This window comes from Lactococcus sp. (assembly GCF_036648155.1).
Classification (GTDB): Bacteria; Bacillota; Bacilli; order Lactobacillales; family Streptococcaceae; genus Lactococcus; species Lactococcus cremoris.
This window is the reverse complement of sequence record NZ_JAVXIY010000001.1, coordinates 297,492-323,870: the sequence shown is the minus strand read 5'-3', so window position 1 is coordinate 323,870 and position 26,379 is coordinate 297,492. Positions and strand designations below refer to the sequence as shown.

Genomic DNA, 26,379 nt, shown 5'->3' with positions numbered 1-26,379 from the left:
TTTTTACTTGAACGACATTTAGTTCGTTCATTTACAAAGTTAATTTTACTACATTTTTTCTTTTTTTTCTAGCTTTTATTTTCTGTAAGCCCTTTTATTTACTGACAGAAGCGTCAGTAAAAATAAAAATCTTTCCTTCATCTGATTTTTTCAAAAAATTACTCATGAAGTTCTATTGGTAAATCATCTGGGTCATAAAAGAAGAGCATTTTTTTGTCAGTAATTTCATCCTGCCGAATTTCCTCTACTTTTACGCCCTGACTTATCAAATAATTTCGATCTTCTTCAATATTTGTTGTTGTTAAAGCGAGATGTCGGTATCCTTTTGCTTCTGGATAAGTTAAACGTTCGGGAGCTCCTGATTTAATAAATAATTCAAGTTCTGTTTCATCATTCAGTCTTAAATCAAGTTTAACATCCTCTTTTTCTGGCCGATGATTTTCTCGAATAATTGAAAATCCTAAAATATCAACATAGAAATGACGAGCTTTTTCATAATCGTCGGCGATAATTGCAATATGATGAATTTTGTTGAATCTTGGTTGATACATTTCCTAACTCCTCTTACCTATCAGCTACTCATTATTCACTAGATTATTCTAAAATTTGAACTTCTTCACCTTTACTTTTTAAAGTTTGGACATGGCCTTCGCCCCATGAACAAAGAATATCTAGTAAACCATTTAAAGTTTCCCCATAAGGACTTAGTGAATATTCAACCTTAGGTGGGACCTGATTATAAACCTTACGCACGATAATATTATCAATTTCTAATTCTCTTAATTGCTGAGTCAGCATTTTTTGGCTGATCCCTGGAATTAGTCTTCTCAATTCTCCTGGACGACTTGGATGATGTCTTAAATTACACAAAATAATTGGTTTCCATTTTCCACCAATAACATCCATTGTCGCTTCCACACCTATATTATAAATTTTTTTCAAAATTAATTTCCTTTCTAATCCCTTATTCTATCCAATTATTACTTTTTAGTACGTATGACACAAAAAAGTATGTACTGTTCAAGAGGTTTTATTTATTATATACTAATTTTCTGCCAAAACAAAATAGATGAGGAGCAAAAAATGAAACTTAATAATCAAATTGAAATTCCAGAACTCGGTTTAGGAGTCTTTCAAATTCCGAATGAAGAAACTGCTGAAGTGGTAAAGAACGGAATTATCAATGGATATCGTTTAATTGATACAGCTAAAATTTATGAAAATGAAGAAGGGACTGGTCAAGGAATAAAAGAAGGTTTAACCTCGACAGGGCTTACTCGTGAAGATCTCTTTGTCACGTCGAAACTTTGGGGAGACAATCATTCTTATAAAGAAACAATTCAAAGCTTTGAAGAAAGTTTGAAAAAATTAGATTTGGATTATCTTGATTTATATCTTATCCACTGGCCTGGCACTAATTATGCTTACAAAGAAGCTTGGAAAGCAATGGAAGATTTATATAAAGCGGGAAAAGTTAAAGCGATTGGTGTCAGCAATTTTCAAAAACATCATTTAGAAGAACTTCTTAGCTATGCTGAAATAAAACCAGTATTAAATCAAATTGAACTTCACCCTAAGCTTTCACAAAAAGAACTTCGTGAATTTTTGAAACTTCATGATATTAAGGTTCAAGCTTGGTCTCCTTTGATGCAAGGTCAACTATTAGACAATGAAATGCTCAAAAAAATTGCTGACAAACATGGAAAATCTGTTGCCCAAATTATTCTTCGTTGGGATATCCAGCAAGAGATTTTAGTCAATGTCAAATCAATCAAGAGTGAGCGAATGATTGCTAATCGACAAATATTTGATTTTGCACTTGACCAAGAAGATATGGAGGCTCTAAACTCATTAAATGAATCCCTTCGTGTTGGTCCTAATCCAGATACTTTTAATTTTTAAGAAAGAAATATAATGAAAAAAATCTCTCCTAGTCTTACACTTCTTGCTTTAGCAATTAATGCTTTTGCAATTGGTTCAACAGAATTTATCAGCGTTGGTTTAATGCCAATGATTGTGAACACTTTTAATATTAGTTTATCGCAAGCCGGTTTAACAGTCTCTCTTTATGCGTTAGGTGTAACGGTTGGTGCACCATTACTAACTATTCTTACAGGAACTTGGAATCGAAAAACTTTGATGGTTGCCATTATGATTTTGTTTATCCTTGGTAATTTACTCTCAGCCTTTGCCCCAACTTTTATTTTACTTTTAGTTGGACGGGTGCTAGCTTCACTTGCCCATGGAATCTTCATGTCCATTTCCACAGTCATTGCTGCTGATGTTGTTCGTCCTGAAAAAAGAGCTTCAGCAATTGCCTTAATGTTTACAGGACTTACAGTTGCTACAGTTATCGGTGTTCCATTGGGAACTTTCATTGGTCAACACTCTACTTGGCACATGTCATTTATTTTCATTGTTGTCATTGGATTGATTGGACTGATAGCTACAAGTATTCTTGTTCCTAAAGGTCTTCCAATCCCTGGAAAAATCAACTTGAGTGGACTTGCAAGAATTTTCACGAATAAATCAATTATGATGTCCTTCTTTATCACTGCTTTTGGATATGGTGGAACTTTCGCTGCTTACACTTATCTTACCCCCATACTTGAAGGGACTTTTAGATTTTCAGCAAGTACAGTCGTTATTATTTTAGTTGCCTATGGTGTGATGGTTGCCATTGGTAATTCACTAGGTGGACATCTAGCAAATAAAAATATCCTTCCTGCTTTGCAAAAAATGTTTGCGGCTCTTGCCTTAAGCTTACTCTTTCTTTTTATCAGTACAAGCTTAGCTTCTCAACCTTTGGGATTGATTGCAACATTACTCTTGGGACTCTTTGCTTTTATGAATGTTCCTGGTTTACAATTATATGTTGTTCAACTGGCCGAAAAATTCACTCCAAAAGATATTACTCTGGTTTCTGCATTCAATATTGCAGCCTTTAACATTGGAATTACTCTTGGTTCTTTTGTAGGAGGTCAAATTTCCAAAACCTCTAGTGTTGTCTTTACGCCTATCGGAGGAATTGTTATCATCTTGCTTGCAATGATTCTCATTGGCATGGCCCAAAAACAAAAAGCTCAGTAAGAAGTTTTAGTAATCCTAATAAAAATACTCTCTGATTCATTTATCAGAGAGTATTTTTATTTTAGAATTCATAGTTTTCAAAATAAACTTCAAGGCTACGTTTATAAGAAGTTGCCGCATTTGAAAGTAAATGTCCACGGTGTTTGACTAAAATCAAACTATTTCCATTATCCCCTTGCATAGGAACAACAGTCACGTTGTGAACACTTGCTTTATCGATAAAGCCAAGACCTGTCGCATAAGCGTCTGTTCGTTCTAAAATACCATTTAAACTAGCTCGGTCAGTAACATTATAAATCAATGTATTTTCAAAAGTTTCAACCAAATCTTCTGAATAGTAAAGAAACTGTTCGTTTTCTTGGGTAAATCGAACACGATCTAGCGGTTTTAAGTCATCATCTGAAATCGTCTCGCGCTGAGCGAGTGGATGTCCTTTGCGAATATAAATATGCGTCTGCGATAAGAAAATCTCTTCATAATCTAATTCAAGTTTATTGAGCATTCTTAAAATCCCTGAGCGGTTTTGTTTATTCAAATAAACGACCCCAAGTTCGCTATGCCCTTGTGCCACTTCTTGTAAAATATTATAAGTGGTAGATTCAAAAATTCTAAAATTCTTTATTTCGGGATTTTTCTTCGCAAATTCAACGGCGACCGGTGCTAAAAAATCATAATGTTGGCTAGCAACTGAAAATGTTTTGTCTGATTCTTTAGGTTTAGAATATTTCGATTCAAAGCTTTCGAAATTACGTAAAACAGTTTGTGCTTGTTCATAAAATCGTTCGCCTTCAATAGTCAAAGTTGCGCCTGTATTTGTTCTTTCAAAAATTTGAAAGCCAAGTTCTTGTTCTAAATCTTTTACTGCAATTGACATTGAGGGTTGACTAACAAAGAGTTGCTCTGAGGCTTCACGAAAAGTTCCACTATTAGCAATGGCGACGACGTACCGTAATTGTTTAATATTCATGTCATAAAGTCCTTAATTTTTCACAAAAAAAGTGTATAAGTTGATTATACACTTTTTCTTTTTATTTTGTAGCTTTAATGATAGCATCAGTGTAGAGTGACAGCTCTTTTTTAGCCGCTGTTGGTCCGCCAAAGAAGTAAACTTTGTCGTAGTCCATTGTGATGACATGTCCTTCTTTAACCGCTTTAAGATTTTGCCAAGCCGGATTATTTTTTAGAGCAGCATATTGTTCTTTATCTTTCTCTGCAAAATCAATAAAGATATAATCTGCATCAAATTCGCCCAAGCTTTCTGTATTTACTTCGGCATAACCCACTCCTTTTGAGAGTTCAGCCATTTTGCTTGATTCTTTAAAGCCTAAACCAGTTGTTAAGGCTTGTCCTCCACGAGCAAAATTATCTCCAAAGGCATAAACCTTATCTCCTTGAAGTTCAAGAAGTGAAATGGTATTTTTAGCTGGTTTAACATCAACCTTAGCCAATTTTTCTTTTTGTTTATCAGCTTCTTTTTTAAAGTTTTTAAGGAAACTTGCTTTTTCATCTTCACGATTAAGAAGTTTAGCAAAGTAATCCAATGATTTATTCATTCCTGAAAGATCTTTATAATTAACGAGAACAGTTGGTGCCACTTTTTGATAGTCAGCCACTTGGTCTTTATCAACTGTAATAATCAAATCAGGATTTTGAGCAATCAATTTTTCCATATTGAATTTTGGTGCTCCCAAATCAACCATATTCTTTTTTTGTTCTTTCGATAAGAAGGTATTTGGAAAAGCCCATGAGTCTGTTCCAACAACATTTGCACCTAATGAAGCCACTTCATCTGGGTAATTTTGAACAGCAATACGTTTTGGATCTTTAGGAACTTTAACATCACCATTCAAAGCGTGAAAGGTCACTTTGTCTTCACTCGATGTTGATTTTTTTGATGATGAATTTGGAGAACAGGCAGCTAAAGTAAGTAAAGCTCCTGCAGCAATTAGGGTTGTGAGTACTTTTTTCAAAAGAATCTCCTCTATTTTTAGGTCATTTTTTAGAAATGAACCATTATTTTTTTATAAGAAATTTACAAAAGTAAATTAATTTCTTAAACTTTTTGTATAAGATAAATATAATATGGAGCCCCAATAAAGGCGACAACAAAGCCTAAAGGTAAACTTGATGGAGCTATAATCATTTGGGAGACGATATCAGCAAAAGATAATATATTCATCCCTGAAAGAGCTGTTGCGATTAGGCTTTTCCGTGATTTAAATCCAACAATTTCACGTGCAATGTGCGGAGCAATCAAACCAACAAAGGCTAATCCACCAACCAATAAAACACCAACAGCTGCAAAAAGTAAAGCCAGCAAGTATAGATAGATTTTAGTTTTGGGAACATCAAGTCCCAAAACCGTCGCCATTTCTTCTCCCAAGGATAAAATTTCAAGTTTTTTGAGGAAAAAAGGGAGAATTATCAATCCGATGACTAATAATAAAATACAAATTATCAGATAAGTGGTTCCCGTTTGCCAAATATCTCCTGACAGCCAAACTGCCACTTTCTGAAAATCAAAAGCATTGACAGAAAGTTGACCAATCGTAATCAGGGCTTGGAAAAAAGCTGTAATTGCAATCCCTGTCAAGAGTACTCTGACAGAGCTCACTTGCTTTCTCAGAGCAAAAAAATAAATTAAAGCAAAAGAAAGAAGGGCACCAATTAAGGCGAATAGGGGATAAGAAAAATTCCAAATGCCCGTCAATTTAAAATGGTCAGCAATTAATAAAAAGCCGACGCTTCCTGCTGATGCACCAGAAGTTATCCCAATTGTTCCACTATCAGCAAGAGGGTTCTCTGTGATATTTTGAATGATATAACCGGATAATGAAAGGGCAATCCCTGCTGACAAAATAGTTATTAATCTTGGTAAACGAAAATTAGGAATCAAAATAGATAAGATTTGAGAATTAGTCGAAAATTGTGTCAAATCAGCCACAATCAAAACCAAAAGAAGGACAAAAAGTAAAGTAAATTTTCTTTTCATTTATTTCGCCTCCTTTGTAATGACCCACAAAAAGAAAGGAGCCCCCAGAAGCATGGTTAAACTTCCTGCTGGAAATTCGTATGGTTTAAATAAATTTCTAGCCGCCAAATCTGCCAAAACAAGCAAAAGCATCCCTGTCAGTACTGACAGAACTATATTTTGCCAAAAATTCGTTCTAACAATTTTCTTGGCAATATGTGGAGCTATCAAACCAACAAAACTAACCACTCCAACTGAGGCAACGGTCACCCCCGAAGCAAGAGCAACTAAAAACATAATGAGTAGACGGACAAAATTTACGGAAACTCCAAAAGATTGGGCCAGCTCGTCTCCAAAGTTTAATAAATAAATTTGTTTAGAGAATAGGAGCAAGAGTAGGAGAAAAATCAGACTCACGACTGCCATTAAAAGAACTTTAGTATTGGTTATACCAGAAAAAGACCCGACAATCCAGCGAAAATAAGCCTGCGTATCATGACTAGCAAAAGTCATTGAGCTCGCTAAACTCGTTGCAAAAAGTCCGACTGATGTTCCAACTAAAACAACTTTTAGGGGCTGAAAATGTGTCCTGGCAGTCAAAAGCATGACGACGGCTAGAGCAATAAATGCTCCTAGTGATGAAACCATGACTGAAATTCCATCATTTGTCGACCAACCCAAAGTCAACAAAAGAGATAAAGCCAGACTTGAACCGCCAGAAATTCCTAGAGTAGACATTTCGGCAATTGGATTTCTGGTCATAATTTGAACTAGAAATCCACTGACCGACAGGAGAAATCCGGTTAGAAAAAGACTTATCAATCGTGGTAAGCGTAATTGTAAAACCATTTTATTTGTGGATAACTCTGTCAGTGGAACATTTTTGTTTCCTAACATCAGATAAAGAACTGACAAAAAAAGTAAAGAAAAAACTAGGGCAAAAAAGATTGTCAGAAAATGTTTTTTAGGCATCTTTCACCCCAGTAATCATTAATTTTTTGGTAAAGGTATCACATCCTAAAGTAACGTCCAATCCAAAGCATTCTTTCAAGGTTTTTTGAGTAAATAAGTCATCAACAGTCCCTTGCTCGACCACTTCCCCATCTTTGACGAGAACTAGGTTGTCAGCAAAACGAGCGGCATGGTTCAAGTCATGAATAACGTAAACAATGGTTTTATTTCGCTTTGTCGCTAAATCTTTAAGCAGACACAAAATATCCAACTGATGAGCTAAATCCAAATATGTTGTGGGTTCATCTAGTAAAATAATCTCACTATCTTGGGCTAAAATCATTGTGATAAATACTCTTTGTTTTTGCCCACCAGAAAGTTCTGATACTTTACTTTCACGAATATCCCAAACATTCGTTTCCCTCATTAATTCCTCAATAAAAGTAATATCTTCTTTTGATAAACGTTGTTGCATCAGTTTTTGGTGTGGGAAACGTCCTAGACTAACAAGCTCATAGACTGTAATATCTGCGGGAGCAGTAATTGATTGAGGCAAGAGGGCTAAAATGCGAGCAATCTCCCGATTTGAATGATTGCTTAAGGGCTGATTATCAAAAATAACCTGACCTTCTGCTTTAATCAAGCGCCCTAGGGCTTTTAGTATCGTTGATTTTCCAGAACCATTGACTCCAATAATAGCTGTCGTTTTTCCTTTTTCAATCGACAGCGTTACGTTTTTCAATACCTGCTCTTTTCCATAAGACACATTGATATTTTTCGCACCAAAATACATCGTTTTCTTTCCTTTTCACAACGGTTGGTTGATAGTTAAAAAGCTCATCAACGGTTGTCCCTAAGGTTTCGGCAAGTTTGAAAGCAAGCGTTAACTCTGGGTCGTATTTGTCATTTTCGATTGCATTAATCGTCTGCCGCGAGACATGTGCGATATGAGCAACATCCTCTTGTGAAAGATGAGACAAACGACGCAATTCACGTATTTTATTTTCCATGTTTTTCCCTTCTAATTCTTTTGGAAGTTCTTTGTTATAGATTTAATTCAAATTTTATAAGCTTTTGCAAACAATCGGCTTGTCAAAAGTTTTTTACAAGTCCTATTATGCCATTTTCCACTCATTTTTGCAAGATAACAAAAAGCAAAAAACTTGCCTCAGAACAAAGGTAAACTCCCTTTTCAAAGTTTGAGAAGGGAGTTTTGAATTTTTGAGCGGAAAGAAGACATTTAGGAAAATACGATAAAAATAGCTAATATGGACTCCAGATTCACTATTAGATTTACAAAGGCTAGCTTGCGCAGGCTTTTTTAATGAAAGGGATTAAAAAATCTCCCTTGATTAACAAAAAACAAAAGAATTACAAGAGCCACTCCTAAAAGCGCGAGTAAGATAACAAAGTAGTCTTTTACTTTCAATGGTTGATATGAATACCAACTTCTTTTTTTCTTTTTCCCAAATCGTCGTAATTCCATTGCTGTTGAAATGGTATCAATTTGCTCCAAGCTAGAAAAAATCAAAGGCAATAACAATTGAACATTTAGTTTTATTCGAGAAAAAAGACCTACTTTTTTTGATAAATCCATTCCTCTAGCTTGCCCAGCATTACGAATAGCCAAAAACTTTTCTTGCATGTCGGGAATATAGCGCAAAGCCAATGATACCGAATATGAGGAACGATAAGGAAGACCAATTTTGTTCAGACTACTAGCAAATTGACTCGGATTAGTCGTTAAAATAAACAATAAGGCAAGTGGAATGGTCGAAAAATATTTCAAGACGAGGTTAAAGAGATAAAAAAGTTCTTCTAAAGTTAAAGGCCCCCAAATAATCGTTTTAGAATCATAGAGTCTTACACCATATCCAGGGTCAAAAATAAACACAAATAGGAGATTTAAGAAAGCAAAAAGGGCGGCAAACTGAGCGACTCGTTTGACTGACGAAAAAGGAATCTTCGAAAAGTAAAAGAGGAGCATAGAAAAGAGAGCCACAAAAGCCAGATATCTTGTATCATAAGTGACCATACTACTGATGGAAATCAAAAGAAAAAACAAGAGCTTGGCAGTCGCATTGAGTTGATAAATAAAACCACTTCCGGCTTGATAGCCTAAGACTTTAAGTTGATTATTCATGCTTTAATCTCTCCTGATTTTGAAAATTAATAAAAGCTTTTGTCAGTAAAACGGGATTGGTATCCGTTTGTCTGGCAAGTTGATAAAGACTTGGCTGACTTAAATTGCCCATTTTTACAAAATCTTCATTTTCTAAAATTTCAAATGGACTTTCGTCAGCAATAATTTTCCCATCAGCAAAAACTAAAGTCCGATCTGTATATTCTGTAATCAAATACATATCGTGCGTAATCATAATCATTGTCAAATGAAGACGATGATTAAGCTGGTCAAGAAAATCCATGATTTCACGATAAGCTTTTAAATCTTGAGCAGCAGTTGGCTCATCAAGAATCAAAATTTCTGGCTCCAAAATTAAAATACTGGCAATTGTTACTCTTTTTTTCTGCCCATAACTCAAAGAAGAAATTGGCCAATTTCTAAATGGATAAAGTCCGCAAACCTGTAAAATTTCTTCAACTTTTTCACTAATGCCTCCTTCATCAAACCCGCGAAGTCTCAAACCAGAAGCCACCTCATCACTGACAATATTTTGCGAAATCATAAGGTTTGGATTTTGCATAATATAACCAATTTTTGCTGCACGTTCCGAAATAGAATCATTAACAATTGATTGCCCACGATACAAAATTTCACCACTGGCTTCAACAAAATGGCAGAGCGCATTCGCAAAAGTCGATTTCCCAACACCATTTTTCCCAACAATCGAAATTTTTTCTCCTTCTTGAATCTCTAAATTTATTCCTTTTAGAACTTCATGTTGACCAAAATTTACCGTCAAATTTTTTACTGACAGGATATTATTTTTACTGACAGCTTTGTCAGTCACTTTATAAGAACTTGTAAAATCTGTCAGTATTTTTTTTAGATTTGGGGCATCTAACGTTTTCAAATCAGAAAAATTTGTCAGTGAGTCAGCCACTTTTACAGCCTTTAATGCTGATAAATAAAGTGGTTCACGTAAAGAATTTTCTCTGAAAACTTCTGTTTTCAATAACTCATCAGGGCTACCAATCGCAACAATTTCACCCTCATTGACAACCACAATTTTATCGATTCCAAGTGATAGAACTTCCTCAATTCGATGTTCAATGATAATTGTCGTCACATTATTTTCTTCATGAATATTTTTAATTAAAGCTATTGTTTCTCCACAAGTTTGTGGATCCAAATTGGCTAAAGGCTCATCAAACAGTAAAATTGGTGATTCATCAATTAAAACTCCCGCCAAAGAAACTCTTTGTTTTTGTCCACCTGACAGGTCTTGAGGACGATGATTCAAAAGGCTCTTGCTTTCGGTTTTCTCTGACCAATAGGCAACTTTGCTGACCATTTCATCATGAATCAGACCGTCATTTTCTAAAGCAAAAGCAATATCCTCAGCTACGCTTAGGCCAATAAATTGTCCATCAGTATCTTGGAGCACGGTGGATACTCTTTCTGATAGTTCAGTAATTGAAGTCCCAAAAGGTAAGCCTGCAATTGATAATTCCCCGCTTGCCTCCCCTTTGTACAAATGGGGCAATATTCCATTCAGACATGAGCCAATTGTTGATTTTCCTGAACCAGATGGCCCAACAATCAGTACTTTTTCGCCAGGAAAAATTTCTAAATTTATCTTTTTTAATGTTGGATTTTTTTGCAAATCATATTTAAATGTAAAATCTTTGAACGAGATTAATGGTTCCATTTTCACCCTTCTTATTAATTACAAACATTCTTAGACAATGGTCTCACTCTAAGGATACAAGCGCAAAAGCAGCAAGTATTTGCTGCTTTTATTCTAGCACATCTGATGTTAAAAATATTTATTCCTTATCAAGCGTTCCTGATTTTGTTCGTGTCGCAGCATAAAGCTTGAGCAATAAAGTACCGGCTACAGCAATCGTTAAGGCATTAACTAAACCTGCAACTACTCCCTGTGTAAAGACTTTATTAGCCGGTTCACTATAAACCAGAATATCCCCAATGGGAGCAATTAGACCCCACACGACTACATTTGCCAAAAATTGGACAATATTAAAACGAATAATTTCTTTATTTCCAAAAATCCCTTGAGTCAAACTTTCTCTTTTGACTCCAAAGCCTAGAAATAGACCCATCAAACCTGAGCCTAAAACCCAAGTCCACCAAGGAGCCCCATAAAGAAATGAATCTTTGAGGGCATGACCAATAAATCCAATTAGAAAGCCAGCAAGAGGGCCAAACAAGGCCGAAAATAGGGCAAGTACAGCATATTGTAATTGGATACTAGTATTTGGAATTGGCGTAGGAATGTTAATCAACCAGCCAATAATTACAAATAGAGCGGCACCAATTCCAGTCGCAACAACAATTTTTACAGAATTATTTTTCATTGTTTCTCCTTTAATCAAATAGACTTAAGTCTATTTATTTAATTATCGATGTGAAACGCGTCTTGCCAAGAAATCCCCGACAAGTTGAACCAATAAAACAAAAATCAAAATCAAAATCGTAGCAAACCAAGTGACATCATTGGCAAATCGATTGTAACCATAAGAGATAGCAGTATTTCCAAGTCCACCAGCCCCAATTGCACCGGCCATTGCGGTCAAACCAATCAAGGAAATTAAGGTAACCGTTGAAACCCGTATCAAACTTGCCAGTTCTTCACGAAGATAAACAGTAAAGACGATGTCAAGGAAATCTGCCCCCACCGTCTGAGCAGCCTCTACTTTCCCGTGGTCAACAGACTCAAGTGATGCTTGAACTTGCCTAGCGTAGAAAGGAGCAACTCCAAGGGCCAAGGGAACCAAGGCTGCTGTTACACCAATTTGCGTTCCCACTAATATTTTAGTCAAGGGCGCAATGGCTGCCAATAAGATAATAAAGGGAAAAGCGCGTCCGATAGAGACAATCTTATCTAAAATCCAGAATAATGGTCGATTGGGTGTAATTCCATCTTCAGCAGTCACAACAACCCCAATTCCGAAAATCAATCCCAATAAGCCACCAATAAGTGCCGAAATAAATGTCATATAAAGCGTTTGAACAATTGCTGTCCACCAACCTGTCTCGCCCGTCCATCCTAAATAAACTACATTAGGAAATGTATGTGCAAACCATTCTGTCATTAGTCTACCGTCCTTTCAATTTTACCTAAAACTTCAAATTTCAAATGTCTTTCAACAAAATATGCCTTTGCGGCAGCTCGATGTTCACTTGAACCTTTTAAGGTCAAGACTAATGAGCCAAAAGGTTGACCTTGAAGTAATTCAACATTCCCATAGAAAATATTAGTCGTTACATCAAATTTTTTCGTAATATCAGAAACCACTGGGTCTTCAAGTTCTGAACCTGAATAATCTAAGTGAATTAATTCTTCATCATCTGCTAATTGAGCCAGAAGTTCTGTCTTAGAAAGACTGGCAATAAATCGATTGACCGAACTTGTTGTTTCAATAAATTGTTTGGTCAAAGCTTCTTTAGGTTGCGCAAAAATATCAATTAAAGAATTTTGTTCAATGATTTCACCATTTTGCATAACGGCTACTTTATTAGCAATTTCCTTAACCACTTGCATCTCATGAGTAATCAAAACCACTGTAATTCCCAATTTTTCATGAAGGGATTTGAGCAAATCCAAGATTTGATTGGTTGTTTTCGGGTCGAGGGCTGAGGTTCCTTCATCTGAAATCAAAATTTCGGGGTCATTAGCCAAAGCACGTGCAATCGCTACTCTTTGTTTTTGGCCTCCAGAAAGTTGTGCCGGATATTTATCAGAAAGGTCTGCTAAATCAACCAATTTTAATAATTCAGTGACTTTATCGTTCTTTTCTTTCTTTGTGAGATAACGTTTTTTCCCGTTTTTATCCTCGATTTGACTATGTTGCAAAGCAAAAGCCACATTATTAAAAACAGTTTTCTCACTCAAAAGATTAAAGTGTTGAAAAATCATCCCAATTTTTTGACGAAATTCACGTAATTTTGCACCTGTAAACTTCACGGGATTTTCACTATCAAAAATCTTCTCACCATTAATCACAATTTGACCTTCGGTTGGTTTTTGAAGCAGGTTGATGGTTCTAACCAAAGTTGATTTCCCAGCTCCAGAATAACCAATCACACCATAAATATCCCCTTTTTCAATGTGTAAAGTGGCATTTTTCACTGCTGTGACTAATCGTCCTTTCTGATGAAATTGCACAGAAAGATTATTTAATTCAATAATTGCTGTCATACTTACTTCCTTTATCTTTTTCATTCTCTGTCAGTGCTGACAAAGCTTTTCCTAAACTTTCGTCAGTAAAATTCAGCTTTGTTAATACTGACAGAAAATCTCGTCAAAGACGAGTTTTCTTATTTACAATTTTAAATTCCAAGCGGGGAGTTCTCCTCCATCTGGATATTCATTTTTGATGATATCAGCGATATTTTTTTGTTCATAAGCCTTGACGACTTCTTTATAAACTTTATTATTTTTATCAGACTGATTTGCTGCAATAAAATTAATCCATTGAGCCGAATCTTCATTTAATGGTTCTTGATAAATTGATTCTTTCTCAGAAATTTTTGCCGAAATAGCAAAATTATAATTAATGACTGCTGCAGCAACTGAATCAAGCGCACGTGGTGTTTGACTGGCATCAATTTCTTTGATGATTAAGCCTTTTGGATTCTCTCTGATATCTTTGACCGTTGCTAATACTCCTCTAGAGGTGTCTAGTTTAATGAGTCCCGCATTTTTTAAAACATAAAGTACACGGCTTTCATTTGTGACATCATTTGGAATGGCAATCGTACTTTTATCAGGAATTTCATCGACCTTTTTGTATTTCGTTGAGTATAAATGAATCGGCGTAATAATTGTATCACCAATTGACACAATATTTCCATTATTAGCTTTATTCCATGATTTCAAATAAGCATAATGTTGAAAGGCGTTGAGGTCTACTTCATGGTTAACCAAAGCCTTATTAGGCTCATCTCCATCAGTAAAATTGACAAATTTCAATGTAATCCCAAATTGGTCTTTAGCATTTTTTTGAACTTGTTTCCAAATGACATCTTCTTGTTTACCACCAGGCATCAATCCAATTTTTACAATTTTACTGACAGAAGTTGTTTTACTTTTTCCTTGTCTTAAAGTAAAAGCTAGAATACCTACAATAACAAGAAGGAAAAGCAAACTTCCCAAAAGAATTCTACGATTTCTTGGATTCATAAATAAATCCTTTCATTTATTCAAAGTTTCAAGTCCCAAGCGGGCAATTCTCCACCATCAGGATACTGTTCTTTGATTGCTTTTTCTGTTGCTTTTGAAGCATAGGCTTTGGCAACTTCTTTATAAACTTTATTATTTTTTTCTTTACTTGTCGCAGCAATAAAGTTGATGTATTGAGCAGAAGTTTTATTAAGTGGCTCCATGAAGACTGATTCAGATTTTGGCAAACTAGCGGCTGTCGCATAATTATAATTAACCACCGAAAGAGCAACTGAATCAAGCGCACGTGGTGTTTGACTTGCATCCACTTCTTTGAATTTCAATTGATGAGGATTTTCTGTGATATCTGGTAAGCCCACCAGTTTACTTGAATCACTAGTTGTCAATTTAAGCAAACCTGCACTTTGGAGCACAAACAATGCCCGACTTTCATTTGAAGCATCATTAGGAATAGCAACCGTTGAACCCTCTTTTAAATCTGACAATTTGCTAATTTCTTTTGAATAAATGTGCATCGGTGTGATATAAGTATTGCCTACGGCAACAATATCACTCTTGTGCGCCTTATTCCATGTTTTTACATAATTATAAGACTGAAAAGCGTTGATATCAATATCTCCTGACAGGAGAGCTTCATTTGGTTGATTATAATCAGAAAAATAAACAAATTTCAGCTTCAAATCGTATTTTTCTTTAGCGGTTTTAGCTACTGATTTCCAAACTTCCTGATCTTGTTTGTCGCCACTCATAATTCCAACTTTGACTGTTTTTTCGCCAGCAGATGCTTTCACTCCGCCTTGATGGTTCAAACTAAAGAAGGCAACCAGCGCAACAAGAATAAGAACAGCAACAGCAATGATAATATTTCGATTTTTAGGATTCAAAATTTTCTCCAATTTCTACTGACAAAGCTGTCAGAGAACTTTCATTTACTTCTCAGGAAAACTCATCCATTCATCAGAAAATAGGAAATTTCGTCAGTAACTCTAACTTCCTGTGATGCTGATAAATAATTAAGTGCAAAAGAAATTATTTTAATTTCAAGCCCCAAGCAGGAATGGTGCTCTTATCTGGATATGCTTTTGCGATGGCTTTTTTGGTTGCTTCTGATTCATAAGCTTTGACAACATCTTTATAAACGCTACTATTTTCATCTTTTTTGTTAGCAACAATTATATTAATCCATTGTTGACTATCTTTGTTGACAGGCTCAGTGAAAATTGCATCAGCTTTCTTTAAACCTGCAGTAACGGCATAATTATTATTGATAACTGCGGCGTCAACTGAATCTAAAGCACGCGCAGTTTGTGAAGCATCAAGTTCTTTAATAACCAAATTTTTCGGATTTGAAGTGATATCTTTGACTGTCGCGAGCGTTTGACCAGAAACATCCAATTTAATCAAGCCGGCAGACTTCAAGACATAAAGCGCACGACTTTCATTTGACGCATCATTTGGTACTGCAATAGTTCCGCCCTCTTTGATATCAGACAAAGTCTTAAGACTCTTAGAATAGACACTGATTGGCGAAATTACAGTATCACCAATGGCCACCAAATCACCATTATTTGCTTTATTCCACGCTTTTAAGAAAGCATAATGTTGAAAAGCATTCAAATCAATATCGCCATTTTTCAAGGCTGTATTTGGTTGTGTATAATCTGTGAAATGAGTGAACTTCAAAGTAATTCCATACTTATCTTTGGCTGTTTTAGATACTGTTTGCCAAATACTGTCATCTTCTTTAGTTCCTGTCATTATTCCAATTTTCACTGTTTTATTGACTGTTTTATTTGCTTTAGTTTGATGTCCAAAGCCAATGAAAGCAGCAATAGCAACAATAACAACCACAATTATTCCAATAATAATATTACGATTTCTAGGATTCATAATTTTCTCCAATTTCTACTGACCAAACTGTTTTGAAAACAGTTTAAGTCTTCTGTCAGTAAAATTTATTAGCCTTAAGGCAAGAATTTCTAAAATAGAAACTCCCGAAGTTCTGACCTAACCGTTACTCCGTCAACGAATTTGCTAGTCGAGTTTCAATCCCCAAGCAGCAATTTTTCTCTTATCAGGATAAGCTTTTTCAATTGCTTTCTTCGTTGCTTCAGTTTGGTAAGCTTTGACTACTTCTTTATAAATTTTGTTATTTTCATCTTTTTTATTTGCAACGATGATATTAATCCATTGTTGACTATCTTTGTTTACAGGTTCAGTATAAATAGACTCTTCAACCGTTAATTTTGCTGTTGTTGCAAAATCGTCATTAATTACTGCCGCTGTAATTGAATCAAGCGCACGTGGTGTTTGTGCCGCATCTAACTCTTTTATGACCAAATTTTTTGGATTAGAATTAATATCTTTAACCGTCGCAAGTGTATCACCTGATACAGAAAGGCCAATCAGACCAGCATTTTTCAAAACATAAAGCGCGCGGCTTTCATTTGAAGCATCATTCGGTACAGCAATTGTATCTCCTGATTTAATTTGGCTCAATGAAGTGATTTTTTTAGAATAAAGACGAATAGGTGAAATCGTAGTATTTCCAATCGCCTTCAAATCACCATTATTAGCTTTATTCCAAGCATTCAAGAAAGCATAATGTTGGAAGGCATTCAAATCAATATCGCCATTTTTCAAAGCTGTATTTGGTTGTGTATAATCTGTAAAATGAGTGAATTTTAAAGTAATTCCATATTTATCTTTAGCTGTTTTAGAAACAGTTGACCAAATGGCATCATCTTCTTTTGTTCCTGTCATTATTCCAATATTCACAGTTTTATTTGCCGTTTTACTTCCACCAGATTTATGATTAAAACCGAAAAATGCAGCGATAGCAACAATTACAACAACAATAACGACAAGTAAAATATTTCTGTTTCTTGGATTCATTTCTTCTCCCTTTTTTCTAATTGATTTATTTTTCAAAATCAATTATTCCCCTTTGATAAACTTTTGCATCATATCAGAAAATTAACCGTGCACCTGCCAATTTTCTGACTCTAAACAAATTCGTCAAACAAAAACAATCTGACTAAACAAAAAGAGCCCATTTCATAAAAAGAAACGAGCTATATCGTGGTACCATTCTTGATTTAAGCACTTTGTAGCTCACTGAAAATTTTCAGATAAACTTTACAAAAGCAAACTTTTAAGTTCAATAACGAGAACCATACCGTCAAAAGCTTGGTAAAACCTCACTTTTGCTACGCTTATCAAGCCATTTTCATTGCTTCATTCAGGCCTGCTCTCACCGCTACAAGCTCTCTGTACTGACTTTCACAATTACTTACTCGACCGCTTTTATTTTGTCCGAATTTGTGTATAGATTTATTCTAACAGACTTTCAAATTTTTTGGATTATTGATTTTTTATGTTGCCTTAAAAAATTTTTAAGTTTAATTTATAAAATAGAATCCTAATCTCCCATCAATGCTTTTCAACATAAATTATGCTAAACTTAAAGAGTAAAAATAAATATTTGCACAATGGGTCTATTGACAAGTCTGTCAGTAGCGAGAAATACCATCTGACCTGATCTGGGTAATGCCAGCGTAGGGATGTGTTAAGACAATCGTCTAATTTCTAACCCTCCTTTTGTGCGCATCAAAAAGGAGTTTTTTTATGTCTAATTCTAAGTTCAATGTCCGTTTATTAACGGAAATTGCCTTCATGGCGGCACTCGCCTTCATCATCAGCCTCATTCCAAATACTGTTTATGGTTGGATTATCGTTGAAATCGCCTGTATCCCTATCCTTCTTCTCAGCTTACGACGAGGTTTAACCGCTGGTCTCGTTGGAGGATTAATCTGGGGAATTCTTTCAATGATTACTGGACATGCTTATATCTTAAGCCTATCCCAAGCTTTCCTTGAATATCTGGTTGCCCCTGTTTCACTCGGAATAGCTGGCCTTTTCCGCCAAAAAACAGCCCCTCTAAAACTAGCACCTGTACTTTTGGGAACTTTTGTTGCTGTTCTTCTTAAATACTTTTTCCATTTCATTGCCGGAATTATTTTCTGGAGCCAATATGCTTGGAAAGGTTGGGGTGCTGTTGCTTATTCTCTTGCTGTTAATGGAATCAGCGGTATTTTGACGGCCATTGCTGCCTTTGTTATCTTAATAATTTTTGTCAAAAAATTCCCTAAACTGTTTATCCATAGTAATTACTAATAAACCTGTCAGTAAAATTATTATATCTTGTCAGTCAGAACAAAATCTTCTATAATATAGCTATGTCTAAAAAGCAAAAATTAAAGAAAACACTTGTAGAACAAATTCTTGATAAGGCGAAAATTGAGCATACTGGACTTGCCATCAATGCTTTGGAAAGTGATAGCCTTCCTGACGATATTAATCGTAGTGATATCTATAAAACACTCGCATTGATTGGAGATAAAACAGGACCTGTCATTGGCATTCTTCCACTGACAGAGCATTTATCAGAAAAAAAATTAGCAAAAGTTTCGGGCAACAAAAAAGTAAGTATGATTCCTCAAAAAGACCTACAAAAAACCACGGGTTATATTCACGGGGCAAATAATCCCGTAGGCATTTGGCAAAATAAAAAGTTTCCAATTTATATTGATTCCATTGCTTTGGAACATGACTTTATTGTCTGTTCCGCGGGTGAAGTTGGACGTAGTATAAAAATTGCTCCCCAAAAACTAGCAGATTTTGTCCATGCTCACTTTGTTGAAATCAGAGAATAAAAATACTGACAGAAATTCTGTCAGTATTTTTTTGTATATTTGGAGCAAGAGTTTGCAAAAATTCTTCTTTTTTAGTATATTTTATTTTATACATAAAACAAAGGACTCGGAATGCAAAACACAAAATTATATTCATTAACCCTAATTGCTCTTGGTGCAGCGATTATCGCGGTTCTTTCTCCATTGGCTATCCCAATTGGTATCGTCCCAGTCACCTTACAAACACTAGCTGTTGGACTCGTTGCCACAGTACTCAAAGCACGTGAAACTTTCTTTGCCATTTTACTTTATCTACTTCTCGGATTTATTGGAATTCCCGTATTCACTGGAGGAACTTCGGGAATTGCTGTTCTTTTTGGACCAACTGGTGGATTTCTACTTGCTTTTTTAATCATGGGAACCCTCATTTCTTGGGGACTTCATCAAATCAAATACAAAACAATCCCAGCTTTTATCATAAATATTGTTGGTCATCTCCTAATGTTGGTCATCGGCACTCTCTGGCTCAAATTTTTCACTCAAGTGGATTGGTCTTTGGCATTAAAGCTTGGATTCACTCCCTTTGTATTTGTTGAAATCATTAAAGCTATCCTTGTTACAATCTTTGGATTAGCACTGATACGTGCACTCTCTCACACAAATAAATACTTTACAAACTAGTCTAAAACCGCTACAATTAGTCTATGTTTATAAAAGTACTTATGGCGCTATATCCGCTTATCGTCTTTATTGCGTTGGTCTTTATTTTCAAGTTTTTCAGACTACGTCATTTAACCAATCGTAAATTAAAAATTCCAGATGTATTCACACTTTTTCTAATTCTAGGAATGCAAATCTTTTCAAAAAATGTAACAAGTATCAGTATTATTCCTTACTATCTGCTAATCATTTCTGGTTTAGCACTTATTTTGTTGTTACTTGATTTGTTTTATTATAAACAATTCGCCTACCGCCGCTTTTTAAAGCTTTGGTGGCGACTGACCTTCTTTATTACTTTGATTATTTACCTCATCCTTGTTGTGATGACCTTTACCCATTAAAATAATAAAAAAGTCCTGAAAATTCAGGACTTTTTTTATTTATTGCCCAATTCTTTTAAGAGGACGCCAAATTCTTCTTCGGATAAAGTGATTCCTTTACCCATTTTTTCATGGTCAGGTGACCAAGTACGGATATCGTATTTAGGTTCTGCATCATTCCAAGAAACACGATTGAGTTCTTTGCGCCAACCTTTTGCATTTTCAGAGAGAACAATCAATTCTTCAATGATTTCAAACTTTAATTTATCAGCCATCTTATATCCTTTCTCATTAGTATATACGCAAATAAATCTATTTTGTCACTCTTCAATCAATTGAATATCTACACCAACAGCAGTCAATTTTTCAATGATATGATCATAGCCTCGTAGGATAAACTCAATATTAGAAATTTTTGTAGTTCCACTGGCAATAATTCCAGCAGTAACCAGAGCCGCACCAGCACGTAAATCTGTTGCTTGAACACAGCTTCCAGTTAACTCATTCGGAGCGTCATAAATAATTCTATCATCCAAAACAGAAATATTAGCACCCATACGCGCTAATTCAGGTACGTGGTTAACACGTTTTTGATAAATCGTATCAACAATCGAACCACGACCTTTTGCTTTTAACAACAGTGGCGTAATTGGTTGTTGCAAATCAGTCGCAAATCCTGGGTAAGGAACAGAGGTAATATTAACTGATTTTAAATTTTCAGATTTATGAACTTCAATGCTGTCTTCACGAATCGTCAAACGTACGCCCATTTCTTCAAGCTTAGCAATGAAAGATTCCAAATGTTCATAGATGACATTTTCAATAATAACCCCATCACCCATTGCAGCAGCTAAAGCAAGGTAAGTTCCAGCCTCAATTCGGTCAGGAATTACCGTATGTTGAGCTCCGTGCATTTCATCTATCCCAGTGATACGGATAATATCTGTTCCAGCACCACGAACTTTTGCCCCCATGTTATTAAGAAGGGTTGCCACATCAATAATTTCAGGCTCACGTGCGGCATTTTCAATCACAGTTACACCTTTTGCACGACTAGCAGCAAGCATCGTATTGATGGTTGCTCCAACGGAAACAACGTCCATATAAATGGTTGTTCCAACTAATGAATCACCAATCACTTCTAAGTGCTCAGCTTCTTCTTCTTGAATCTTCTTAGCCCCTAAAGCTTTAAAGGCTTTATCATGTAAATCGGTTGGACGAGGACCTAAATCACAGCCTCCGGGCAAGCCAACTGTCGCTTGTCCAAAACGACCCAAAAGTGCACCATTGAAATAATAAGAAGCACGCAAAGAATTAATCTTTCCATAAGGCAGAGGACGTGAAACAACACTACGTGTATCAATCACAAGTCGACCTTCTTCAAGATTTCGCTCAATTTTTGCTCCCATGATTTCCATAATTTCGACTAAACTTGCGACATCAGAAATATCTGGAACTCCTTCCAGAGTAACAATATCGTTAGCTAGAATGGTTGCAGGAATTAAAGCAACCACTGAATTTTTTGCTCCAGAAATTGGAATTGTTCCAGAGATACGCTTCCCACCATTAATTACTATTTTTTTCATATTATTTCAAAATCACTTTTCACATTTTTATTGTCTTAAAAAAATTATTTTTTTAAGAACCGCTCTCTATTTTAACATTTTATGGTAGTTTTTCATAGACTTTTTTTCTAAATAAAAACTACAACTAAAAATTTAGCTGTAGTTTTTATTTCTTTTATTCAAACAAGTTTTTCTTATTCAAAAACGAATTGATTATGATAAAGTTCAGAGTAGAATCCACCTTGAGCAACGAGTTCATGATGATTTCCTTCTTCAATGACTTCACCATCTTTAAGAACAACAATCTTATCTGCATTAAGAATTGTTTTCAAACGGTGAGCAATAACGAATGAAGTTCGTCCAGCAATGGCTGCTTCCATTGCCCATTGAATTTGTTCTTCTGTTACGGTATCTACGTTCGATGTTGCTTCGTCCAAAATCAAAAGTTCTGGATTTGTCAAAATAGTACGTGCAATAGAGATTTGTTGTTTTTGACCAACTGAGAAGACTGATTCATCATCAGAAACGTGTGTTTCATACTTGTCAGGCAAGCTTTCGATAAATTCATGTATATGTGTTGTCTTCGCAACTGTTTCAATTTCTTCTTGAGTGGCATTTGGTTTACCAAACTTGATGTTATCGGCAATTGTTCCATCAAAGAGTACAGACTCTTGAAGTACAATCCCAACATTTGAACGTAAACTATCTAAATCAAATTCACGAATATCTGTTCCATCAAACTTGATTGCTCCACCATTGACATCATAGAAACGGTTCATCAAGTTCATGACAGTTGTTTTACCTGAACCAGTTGGACCAACGAGGGCAACCATTTGTCCTTTTTTAACATCAATATTAACTTTTTTGAGGACTGGTTTACCTGGAAGATATTCAAAATCAAGATTTTCGATTTGAATACCATCTTTAATCGTGTCAAATTTCTTACCATTTTCAGGACGAACTTCTTCTGGTTCATCAAACATAACATTCAGACGAGTTGCACCTGTAATGGCAAGCTGAAGTTGACCAAAGTTTGATGAAATTTGCATGATTGGGTTGTAGTAACTTTGAACATATTGAACAAAGGCAACTAAGAGACCCAAACCTGTGGCAATTGACATGCTATCATCATTAAGGACATAAGCTGTTCCGCCGAAGATAACAATGGCGATTGACAAAAGTTGGAAACCATTCATCAATGGGAAAATCATACCAGACCATGCTTGAGCAGCAAAGGTACGTTTTTTAACATTTTCGTTATGTTTCAAGAAACCATCAATAGAATCTTCTTGCAAACCTTCAACGATAATTGCTTTTTGCCCAGAGATTTTTTCATCCATATAGGCATTGAGTTGTGAAACTTCTTCTTGTTGTTTATCTGTTGCTTTTTTCGATTGACGAATAATGATAACTGCAGATAAAATGGCAACTGGTGAAGCCGCCACTGTCAACCAAGCAAAAGTTACATCTTTAAGGAAGATTTGGATGATTACTCCGACAAAAACAGCAGCATTTGAAATCACTGAAACGAGTGCTTGGTTCAATGTATTTTGAATGTTATCCAAGTCAGAGGTGAAACGAGCAAGGATATCTCCATCTTGATGACGGTCAAAATATGAAATTGTCAAACGTTCAAGTTTACCAAACAAACCTTTACGCATGCGATTTGTTGAATGAGCAACGATACGGCTAAAGAGCAAGGTATAAATCAACATTGACACACCTGTTGCTACATAGACTGCAAGCAATTGCCACATTCCTTTCATGAATGTAGAAGTGCTAGCAGCATGTGAAGTTGCCACTGTTTTGAGTGTTTCTAAAGTTGTTCCTTTAGGAAGATGAGCTGTAATTTGGTCCTGAGCTGCTTGTGGTAATGTTTTAACGACTTCAGGAACATTGTGCCAATCTACGGTTTGGTGCATTTGTTGGCTTAATTGTTGAGCAATCTGTTGTAATGCATCTTGTGATTGTCCAGCATGTTGATGTGTAAAGAAGTCTTTAACATAAACCCCAAGATTGGTAATTGCATCCCCTAAGAGTGAGGGTGCAATTACCTGCAGCCATGTTGCTGCGACGATGAAAATCATAATCACAGCAAATTGGAGTTTATATCTTTTGAGATAGAGGTAAAAAAATCGGATGGCACGTGTGGTGTCAGACATTTTTCTTGTTGATTTGGTATTTTCCATGTCTTAGTCCTCCTGTGCTTTCTGTGTATCGTAGATTTCTTGGTAAATTTTGTTTTCGGCAACTAATTCTTGGTGAGTTCCTTGACCAACAAGTTTTCCTTGGTCAAGAACCAAAATATTATCTGCATGAACTACTGATGAAATCTTTTGAGCAATTATAATAGTTGTTGTTTCTTTAAGTTCTTTATTCAAGGCTTCTTGAACAAGTTTTTCAGATTTAGCATCAAGTGCCGACGTTGAATCATCTAAAATCAAGACATTTGGATTTTTAACAACCCCACGTGTGATAGACAATCTTTGTTTTTGACCACCTGAGAAATTATTCCCACGTTCTTCAACTTCTGATTCATATTGTCCGTCTTTTGTCGTGATAAATTCAGCAGCTTGGGCAATTTGTGCCGCACGAGTCATTTCTTCATCGGTTGCATCAGATTTACCTTGTTTGATGTTTCCAGCAATTGTACCAGAGAAAAGAATAGCTTTTTGAAGAACGATAGAAATATTTCTCTTCAAAGTCCCACGGCTAACTGTTTTAAGGTCTTTTCCACCAACTGAAACAGTCCCTTCTGTTGGGTCAAAGAGTCTTGGAATCAATTGTGCCAAGGTTGATTTACCAGCACCAGTCGCTCCGACAATCCCGACCATTTGACCAGCTTCTACTTCAAAGCTAATATCTTTGAGTGTTGGTTCTTCATCATTAGGATATGAGAATGAAACATGGTCAAATTTAACAGAACCAGAAAGTTCTTCGTCTTTCGCATTTTCGTCAAATTTCATAGCTGGGTCTGTTTTCAGTACTTCATTGATACGACCGATTGAGACCATACCACGTGAAGCAAACATTGAAATCATACCACCCATGATAATGGCAAACATAATCATTCCCATGTAAGTCATGAATGTGGCAATCCCACCAATACTATCTTGGGCAACGGTTGGTGAATCTGTTACAAAAGTTGAAACGAAGTAGATTGCAAGCCAAATCGCTCCTTGAGCAATAACGGTAAAGAGTGGAATCATTGCTGAAAAGAGTTTCCCTACTGCCCAGTTATGGTCGTAAAGTTCGTCAGAAGTTTCATCAAAATCTTTGATTTGATTTTTTTCTTGAACGAAAGATTTAACGACACGTGCGCCACGTAAGTTTTGTTTAGCAATGGCATTAATACGGTCCATCAATTTTTGGAAGGCCATAAAGTGAGGGCCCATGCGTCCCATCAATACAGCTGTAACCACAAGGATTAAGACGATTAAAAGAACAGTAATCCACCAAAGTTTTGGAAGAGTTGTAATTGATAGAATGACCGCACCAATCAGAAGGACTGGAATCCGCATCAAAATTTGGAAGACCATCATCATCAAGTTTTGCACTTGTGTAACGTCATTGGTCATACGGACAACAAGGTTTCCGGCATTGAATTTTTCGACATTTTCATAAGAGAATGTGTTAATTTTTTTGTAAGTTGCTTCACGAACGTCTGCCCCAATTTCTTGAGCAATACGTGCTGCTGAAAGGGTACTGAAGATAGCAAAGAGAATCCCTATCCCTGCAACAATCAGCAACTCAACTCCATATCCTGAAACTTTGTCAGCCATCTCATGACGGCTATAAGTTGTTGATGACATTACTGTCATAATTCGTTTCATGATTTGGGGCTGGTAAAGCTGTACTCCTGCATAAACGAAGGTTGAAAAGATTGAGAATAAGGCAACCCATTTATGCTTCATGATTGATTTGAAAATCATAAAATTCCTTTCTAGAGTTAAATAATGTAAACTACTTTACATTAAATTGAATTTTCAATTTCATTTTACTTCAAAATAATTTCAATAAATTTTTTGAGAAGATTATTATAACATTATTTTTTTTAGTAAACAAGCATTAATTGTTAATGCTATTAAAGATTACAATAGTTAGTTTCACGAACGGTAAACTAACAAAAATATTGTAACGCTTTTTAAAGTTTAAGTCAACGATTTGCGACGAATATTTTTTACCTTTAGCCCCTATTTAGTAACTTAAATTTTAATTGGAAATTATTTATTAGACTCATCTTTTTTATTTGCTTCTAAATTTTCAATAATTTTATCGACTCTTGACCAAGATTCAAAGGCAAGTCGCATATTTTCATGACCAATCTCTGTCAGTCGATAATACTTGCGACGCCCACCTTGACTTTCATCTCCCCAATAAGAACTGATAATCCCATCCTTTTCAAGTCTTTTAAAGATTGTATAGAGCGTGGCTTCATTAAGTTCCATTTCTCCATTTGAGGCTTCCTTGACTTGTTTGATAATACCGTAAACATAATTATCTCCTTGTTTTAGGACATTGAGCAAAATTACATTGGTTTGGGCTCGTAACATTTCTTTTGGTATTTCTGCCATTCTTTTTCCTTTCTATCATTTTAAACAAAGTATATTATACTTCACATTACTATGTAAGTCAAGGTACTTAAACTATTTATATAATATTTTATTTTTGACGACTTTCTACTATAGAAGATAAGAAAAAATCATCTCCGTTTTTAAGAAATTAGTCCATCCTTCTTTT

At 35.5% G+C, this 26,379-nt stretch carries 28 protein-coding genes and 1 riboswitch; of the genes, 6 read left to right on the top strand and 22 right to left on the bottom strand.

Going from position 1 to position 26,379, the window contains the following annotated elements; translation table 11 throughout:
• Nucleotides 1-158 precede the first annotated feature (158 nt).
• Entirely contained in the window at nucleotides 159-551 is a 393-nt protein-coding gene (locus RSC39_RS01680) for a VOC family protein (protein WP_011675393.1), read from the bottom strand.
• Nucleotides 552-594: 43 nt separating this feature from the next.
• Nucleotides 595-942 (bottom strand): helix-turn-helix domain-containing protein, encoded by a 348-nt coding sequence (locus RSC39_RS01675; protein ID WP_011675392.1) that lies wholly within the window; start codon nucleotides 940-942, stop codon nucleotides 595-597.
• 141 nt (nucleotides 943-1,083) lie between these two features.
• On the opposite strand from RSC39_RS01675, the gene RSC39_RS01670 reads away from it, so the two are divergent.
• The gene (locus RSC39_RS01670) at nucleotides 1,084-1,902 is read left to right on the top strand and encodes an aldo/keto reductase (RefSeq protein WP_332534609.1); all 819 of its coding nucleotides are present in this window, start codon (nucleotides 1,084-1,086) and stop codon (nucleotides 1,900-1,902) included.
• Between the two features lie 12 nt (nucleotides 1,903-1,914).
• Nucleotides 1,915-3,090, top strand: a complete 1,176-nt coding sequence (locus RSC39_RS01665) for an MFS transporter (protein ID WP_332534607.1) — start codon at nucleotides 1,915-1,917, stop codon at nucleotides 3,088-3,090.
• A 61-nt stretch (nucleotides 3,091-3,151) separates the two neighbouring features.
• Here RSC39_RS01665 and RSC39_RS01660 read toward each other — a convergent pair whose 3' ends face one another.
• The 15 genes from RSC39_RS01660 to RSC39_RS01590 all read right to left on the bottom strand — a co-directional run bounded on the left by RSC39_RS01660 (nucleotide 3,152) and on the right by RSC39_RS01590 (nucleotide 17,235).
• Complete coding sequence (locus RSC39_RS01660) at nucleotides 3,152-4,057, bottom strand: LysR family transcriptional regulator (RefSeq protein ID WP_011834410.1); 906 nt, start codon at nucleotides 4,055-4,057, stop codon at nucleotides 3,152-3,154.
• A 61-nt stretch (nucleotides 4,058-4,118) separates the two neighbouring features.
• A complete protein-coding gene (locus RSC39_RS01655) occupies nucleotides 4,119-5,060 on the bottom strand; it encodes an iron-hydroxamate ABC transporter substrate-binding protein (RefSeq protein ID WP_021036696.1) in 942 nt (313 codons plus the stop codon).
• 83 nt (nucleotides 5,061-5,143) lie between these two features.
• A complete protein-coding gene (locus RSC39_RS01650) occupies nucleotides 5,144-6,082 on the bottom strand; it encodes an iron ABC transporter permease (protein WP_332534602.1) in 939 nt (312 codons plus the stop codon).
• Nucleotides 6,083-7,033: an iron ABC transporter permease gene (locus RSC39_RS01645; protein ID WP_332534600.1), complete on the bottom strand. Its 951-nt coding sequence runs from the start codon at nucleotides 7,031-7,033 to the stop codon at nucleotides 6,083-6,085. It abuts the gene before it with no gap.
• The gene (locus RSC39_RS01640; RefSeq protein WP_021036694.1) at nucleotides 7,026-7,805 is read right to left on the bottom strand and encodes an ABC transporter ATP-binding protein; all 780 of its coding nucleotides are present in this window, start codon (nucleotides 7,803-7,805) and stop codon (nucleotides 7,026-7,028) included. The genes RSC39_RS01645 and RSC39_RS01640 overlap by 8 nt, the downstream gene beginning before the upstream one ends.
• A complete protein-coding gene (locus tag RSC39_RS01635) occupies nucleotides 7,729-8,022 on the bottom strand; it encodes a helix-turn-helix transcriptional regulator (RefSeq protein WP_010905285.1) in 294 nt (97 codons plus the stop codon). The genes RSC39_RS01640 and RSC39_RS01635 overlap by 77 nt, the downstream gene beginning before the upstream one ends.
• Before the next feature lie 311 nt (nucleotides 8,023-8,333).
• Nucleotides 8,334-9,155, bottom strand: coding sequence for an energy-coupling factor transporter transmembrane component T (locus tag RSC39_RS01630; protein WP_063281884.1), 822 nt, complete (start codon nucleotides 9,153-9,155; stop codon nucleotides 8,334-8,336).
• Entirely contained in the window at nucleotides 9,148-10,845 is a 1,698-nt protein-coding gene (locus RSC39_RS01625) for a DUF3744 domain-containing protein (protein ID WP_332534596.1), read from the bottom strand. The genes RSC39_RS01630 and RSC39_RS01625 overlap by 8 nt, the downstream gene beginning before the upstream one ends.
• A 118-nt stretch (nucleotides 10,846-10,963) precedes the next feature.
• Nucleotides 10,964-11,512 (bottom strand): ECF-type riboflavin transporter substrate-binding protein, encoded by a 549-nt coding sequence (locus RSC39_RS01620; RefSeq protein ID WP_011834403.1) that lies wholly within the window; start codon nucleotides 11,510-11,512, stop codon nucleotides 10,964-10,966.
• Nucleotides 11,513-11,554: 42 nt separating this feature from the next.
• Nucleotides 11,555-12,250, bottom strand: a complete 696-nt coding sequence (locus RSC39_RS01615) for a methionine ABC transporter permease (protein ID WP_332534594.1) — start codon at nucleotides 12,248-12,250, stop codon at nucleotides 11,555-11,557.
• A complete protein-coding gene (locus RSC39_RS01610; protein ID WP_011834402.1) occupies nucleotides 12,250-13,356 on the bottom strand; it encodes a methionine ABC transporter ATP-binding protein in 1,107 nt (368 codons plus the stop codon). Before RSC39_RS01610 ends, RSC39_RS01615 begins: the two co-directional genes overlap by 1 nt.
• A 123-nt stretch (nucleotides 13,357-13,479) precedes the next feature.
• The gene (locus RSC39_RS01605; protein WP_332534591.1) at nucleotides 13,480-14,340 is read right to left on the bottom strand and encodes a MetQ/NlpA family ABC transporter substrate-binding protein; all 861 of its coding nucleotides are present in this window, start codon (nucleotides 14,338-14,340) and stop codon (nucleotides 13,480-13,482) included.
• 20 nt (nucleotides 14,341-14,360) lie between these two features.
• Entirely contained in the window at nucleotides 14,361-15,224 is an 864-nt protein-coding gene (locus RSC39_RS01600; protein ID WP_021165861.1) for a MetQ/NlpA family ABC transporter substrate-binding protein, read from the bottom strand.
• A 145-nt stretch (nucleotides 15,225-15,369) separates the two neighbouring features.
• Nucleotides 15,370-16,230: a MetQ/NlpA family ABC transporter substrate-binding protein gene (locus tag RSC39_RS01595; protein ID WP_332534589.1), complete on the bottom strand. Its 861-nt coding sequence runs from the start codon at nucleotides 16,228-16,230 to the stop codon at nucleotides 15,370-15,372.
• 144 nt (nucleotides 16,231-16,374) lie between these two features.
• A complete protein-coding gene (locus tag RSC39_RS01590) occupies nucleotides 16,375-17,235 on the bottom strand; it encodes a MetQ/NlpA family ABC transporter substrate-binding protein (RefSeq protein ID WP_332534587.1) in 861 nt (286 codons plus the stop codon).
• A 586-nt stretch (nucleotides 17,236-17,821) separates the two neighbouring features.
• A riboswitch (TPP riboswitch) is annotated at nucleotides 17,822-17,921 on the top strand.
• Nucleotides 17,922-17,967: 46 nt separating this feature from the next.
• On the opposite strand from RSC39_RS01590, the gene thiT reads away from it, so the two are divergent.
• The 4 genes from thiT (at nucleotide 17,968) to RSC39_RS01570 (ending at nucleotide 20,095) form a co-directional block, all read left to right on the top strand.
• On the top strand, nucleotides 17,968-18,516 hold the full coding sequence (gene thiT, locus RSC39_RS01585) for an energy-coupled thiamine transporter ThiT (RefSeq protein ID WP_011834396.1): 549 nt from the start codon (nucleotides 17,968-17,970) through the stop codon (nucleotides 18,514-18,516).
• Nucleotides 18,517-18,578: 62 nt separating this feature from the next.
• Nucleotides 18,579-19,055, top strand: coding sequence for an aminoacyl-tRNA deacylase (locus RSC39_RS01580; RefSeq protein ID WP_332534585.1), 477 nt, complete (start codon nucleotides 18,579-18,581; stop codon nucleotides 19,053-19,055).
• A 111-nt stretch (nucleotides 19,056-19,166) separates the two neighbouring features.
• Nucleotides 19,167-19,715, top strand: coding sequence for a biotin transporter BioY (locus RSC39_RS01575; protein WP_011675372.1), 549 nt, complete (start codon nucleotides 19,167-19,169; stop codon nucleotides 19,713-19,715).
• A gap of 23 nt (nucleotides 19,716-19,738) precedes the next feature.
• Entirely contained in the window at nucleotides 19,739-20,095 is a 357-nt protein-coding gene (locus RSC39_RS01570) for a DUF3397 domain-containing protein (protein WP_011834393.1), read from the top strand.
• Between the two features lie 35 nt (nucleotides 20,096-20,130).
• Here the strand turns inward: RSC39_RS01570 and RSC39_RS01565 are convergent, their stop codons facing one another.
• The 5 genes from RSC39_RS01565 to RSC39_RS01545 all read right to left on the bottom strand — a co-directional run bounded on the left by RSC39_RS01565 (nucleotide 20,131) and on the right by RSC39_RS01545 (nucleotide 26,213).
• Nucleotides 20,131-20,349 carry a YdbC family protein gene (locus RSC39_RS01565; RefSeq protein WP_003131683.1) on the bottom strand — a complete coding sequence of 73 codons (219 nt, stop codon included), beginning with the start codon at nucleotides 20,347-20,349 and terminating at the stop codon, nucleotides 20,131-20,133.
• Nucleotides 20,350-20,394: 45 nt separating this feature from the next.
• The gene (locus RSC39_RS01560; protein ID WP_042748371.1) at nucleotides 20,395-21,660 is read right to left on the bottom strand and encodes a UDP-N-acetylglucosamine 1-carboxyvinyltransferase; all 1,266 of its coding nucleotides are present in this window, start codon (nucleotides 21,658-21,660) and stop codon (nucleotides 20,395-20,397) included.
• Nucleotides 21,661-21,833: 173 nt separating this feature from the next.
• Nucleotides 21,834-23,828 carry a multidrug efflux ABC transporter LmrCD subunit D gene (gene lmrD / locus RSC39_RS01555; protein WP_332534582.1) on the bottom strand — a complete coding sequence of 665 codons (1,995 nt, stop codon included), beginning with the start codon at nucleotides 23,826-23,828 and terminating at the stop codon, nucleotides 21,834-21,836.
• A gap of 3 nt (nucleotides 23,829-23,831) precedes the next feature.
• The gene (gene lmrC / locus RSC39_RS01550) at nucleotides 23,832-25,553 is read right to left on the bottom strand and encodes a multidrug efflux ABC transporter LmrCD subunit C (RefSeq protein ID WP_080656311.1); all 1,722 of its coding nucleotides are present in this window, start codon (nucleotides 25,551-25,553) and stop codon (nucleotides 23,832-23,834) included.
• Nucleotides 25,554-25,862: 309 nt separating this feature from the next.
• Nucleotides 25,863-26,213: a PadR family transcriptional regulator gene (locus tag RSC39_RS01545; protein WP_021036680.1), complete on the bottom strand. Its 351-nt coding sequence runs from the start codon at nucleotides 26,211-26,213 to the stop codon at nucleotides 25,863-25,865.
• Between the last annotated feature and the right edge of the window lie 166 nt (nucleotides 26,214-26,379).

Coding starts and splice junctions, on each gene's coding strand:
- RSC39_RS01680 (WP_011675393.1), bottom strand. CDS start 551: ATGTATCAACCAAGATTCAACAAAATTCATCATATTGCAATTATCGCC.
- RSC39_RS01670 (WP_332534609.1), top strand. CDS start 1,084: ATGAAACTTAATAATCAAATTGAAATTCCAGAACTCGGTTTAGGAGTC.
- RSC39_RS01665 (WP_332534607.1), top strand. CDS start 1,915: ATGAAAAAAATCTCTCCTAGTCTTACACTTCTTGCTTTAGCAATTAAT.
- RSC39_RS01660 (WP_011834410.1), bottom strand. CDS start 4,057: ATGAATATTAAACAATTACGGTACGTCGTCGCCATTGCTAATAGTGGA.
- RSC39_RS01650 (WP_332534602.1), bottom strand. CDS start 6,082: ATGAAAAGAAAATTTACTTTACTTTTTGTCCTTCTTTTGGTTTTGATT.
- RSC39_RS01645 (WP_332534600.1), bottom strand. CDS start 7,033: ATGCCTAAAAAACATTTTCTGACAATCTTTTTTGCCCTAGTTTTTTCT.
- RSC39_RS01640 (WP_021036694.1), bottom strand. CDS start 7,805: ATGTATTTTGGTGCGAAAAATATCAATGTGTCTTATGGAAAAGAGCAG.
- RSC39_RS01635 (WP_010905285.1), bottom strand. CDS start 8,022: ATGGAAAATAAAATACGTGAATTGCGTCGTTTGTCTCATCTTTCACAA.
- RSC39_RS01630 (WP_063281884.1), bottom strand. CDS start 9,155: ATGAATAATCAACTTAAAGTCTTAGGCTATCAAGCCGGAAGTGGTTTT.
- RSC39_RS01625 (WP_332534596.1), bottom strand. CDS start 10,845: ATGGAACCATTAATCTCGTTCAAAGATTTTACATTTAAATATGATTTG.
- RSC39_RS01620 (WP_011834403.1), bottom strand. CDS start 11,512: ATGAAAAATAATTCTGTAAAAATTGTTGTTGCGACTGGAATTGGTGCC.
- RSC39_RS01615 (WP_332534594.1), bottom strand. CDS start 12,250: ATGACAGAATGGTTTGCACATACATTTCCTAATGTAGTTTATTTAGGA.
- RSC39_RS01610 (WP_011834402.1), bottom strand. CDS start 13,356: ATGACAGCAATTATTGAATTAAATAATCTTTCTGTGCAATTTCATCAG.
- RSC39_RS01605 (WP_332534591.1), bottom strand. CDS start 14,340: ATGAATCCAAGAAATCGTAGAATTCTTTTGGGAAGTTTGCTTTTCCTT.
- RSC39_RS01595 (WP_332534589.1), bottom strand. CDS start 16,230: ATGAATCCTAGAAATCGTAATATTATTATTGGAATAATTGTGGTTGTT.
- RSC39_RS01590 (WP_332534587.1), bottom strand. CDS start 17,235: ATGAATCCAAGAAACAGAAATATTTTACTTGTCGTTATTGTTGTTGTA.
- thiT (WP_011834396.1), top strand. CDS start 17,968: ATGTCTAATTCTAAGTTCAATGTCCGTTTATTAACGGAAATTGCCTTC.
- RSC39_RS01580 (WP_332534585.1), top strand. CDS start 18,579: ATGTCTAAAAAGCAAAAATTAAAGAAAACACTTGTAGAACAAATTCTT.
- RSC39_RS01575 (WP_011675372.1), top strand. CDS start 19,167: ATGCAAAACACAAAATTATATTCATTAACCCTAATTGCTCTTGGTGCA.
- RSC39_RS01570 (WP_011834393.1), top strand. CDS start 19,739: ATGTTTATAAAAGTACTTATGGCGCTATATCCGCTTATCGTCTTTATT.
- RSC39_RS01565 (WP_003131683.1), bottom strand. CDS start 20,349: ATGGCTGATAAATTAAAGTTTGAAATCATTGAAGAATTGATTGTTCTC.
- RSC39_RS01560 (WP_042748371.1), bottom strand. CDS start 21,660: ATGAAAAAAATAGTAATTAATGGTGGGAAGCGTATCTCTGGAACAATT.
- lmrD (WP_332534582.1), bottom strand. CDS start 23,828: ATGGAAAATACCAAATCAACAAGAAAAATGTCTGACACCACACGTGCC.
- lmrC (WP_080656311.1), bottom strand. CDS start 25,553: ATGAAGCATAAATGGGTTGCCTTATTCTCAATCTTTTCAACCTTCGTT.
- RSC39_RS01545 (WP_021036680.1), bottom strand. CDS start 26,213: ATGGCAGAAATACCAAAAGAAATGTTACGAGCCCAAACCAATGTAATT.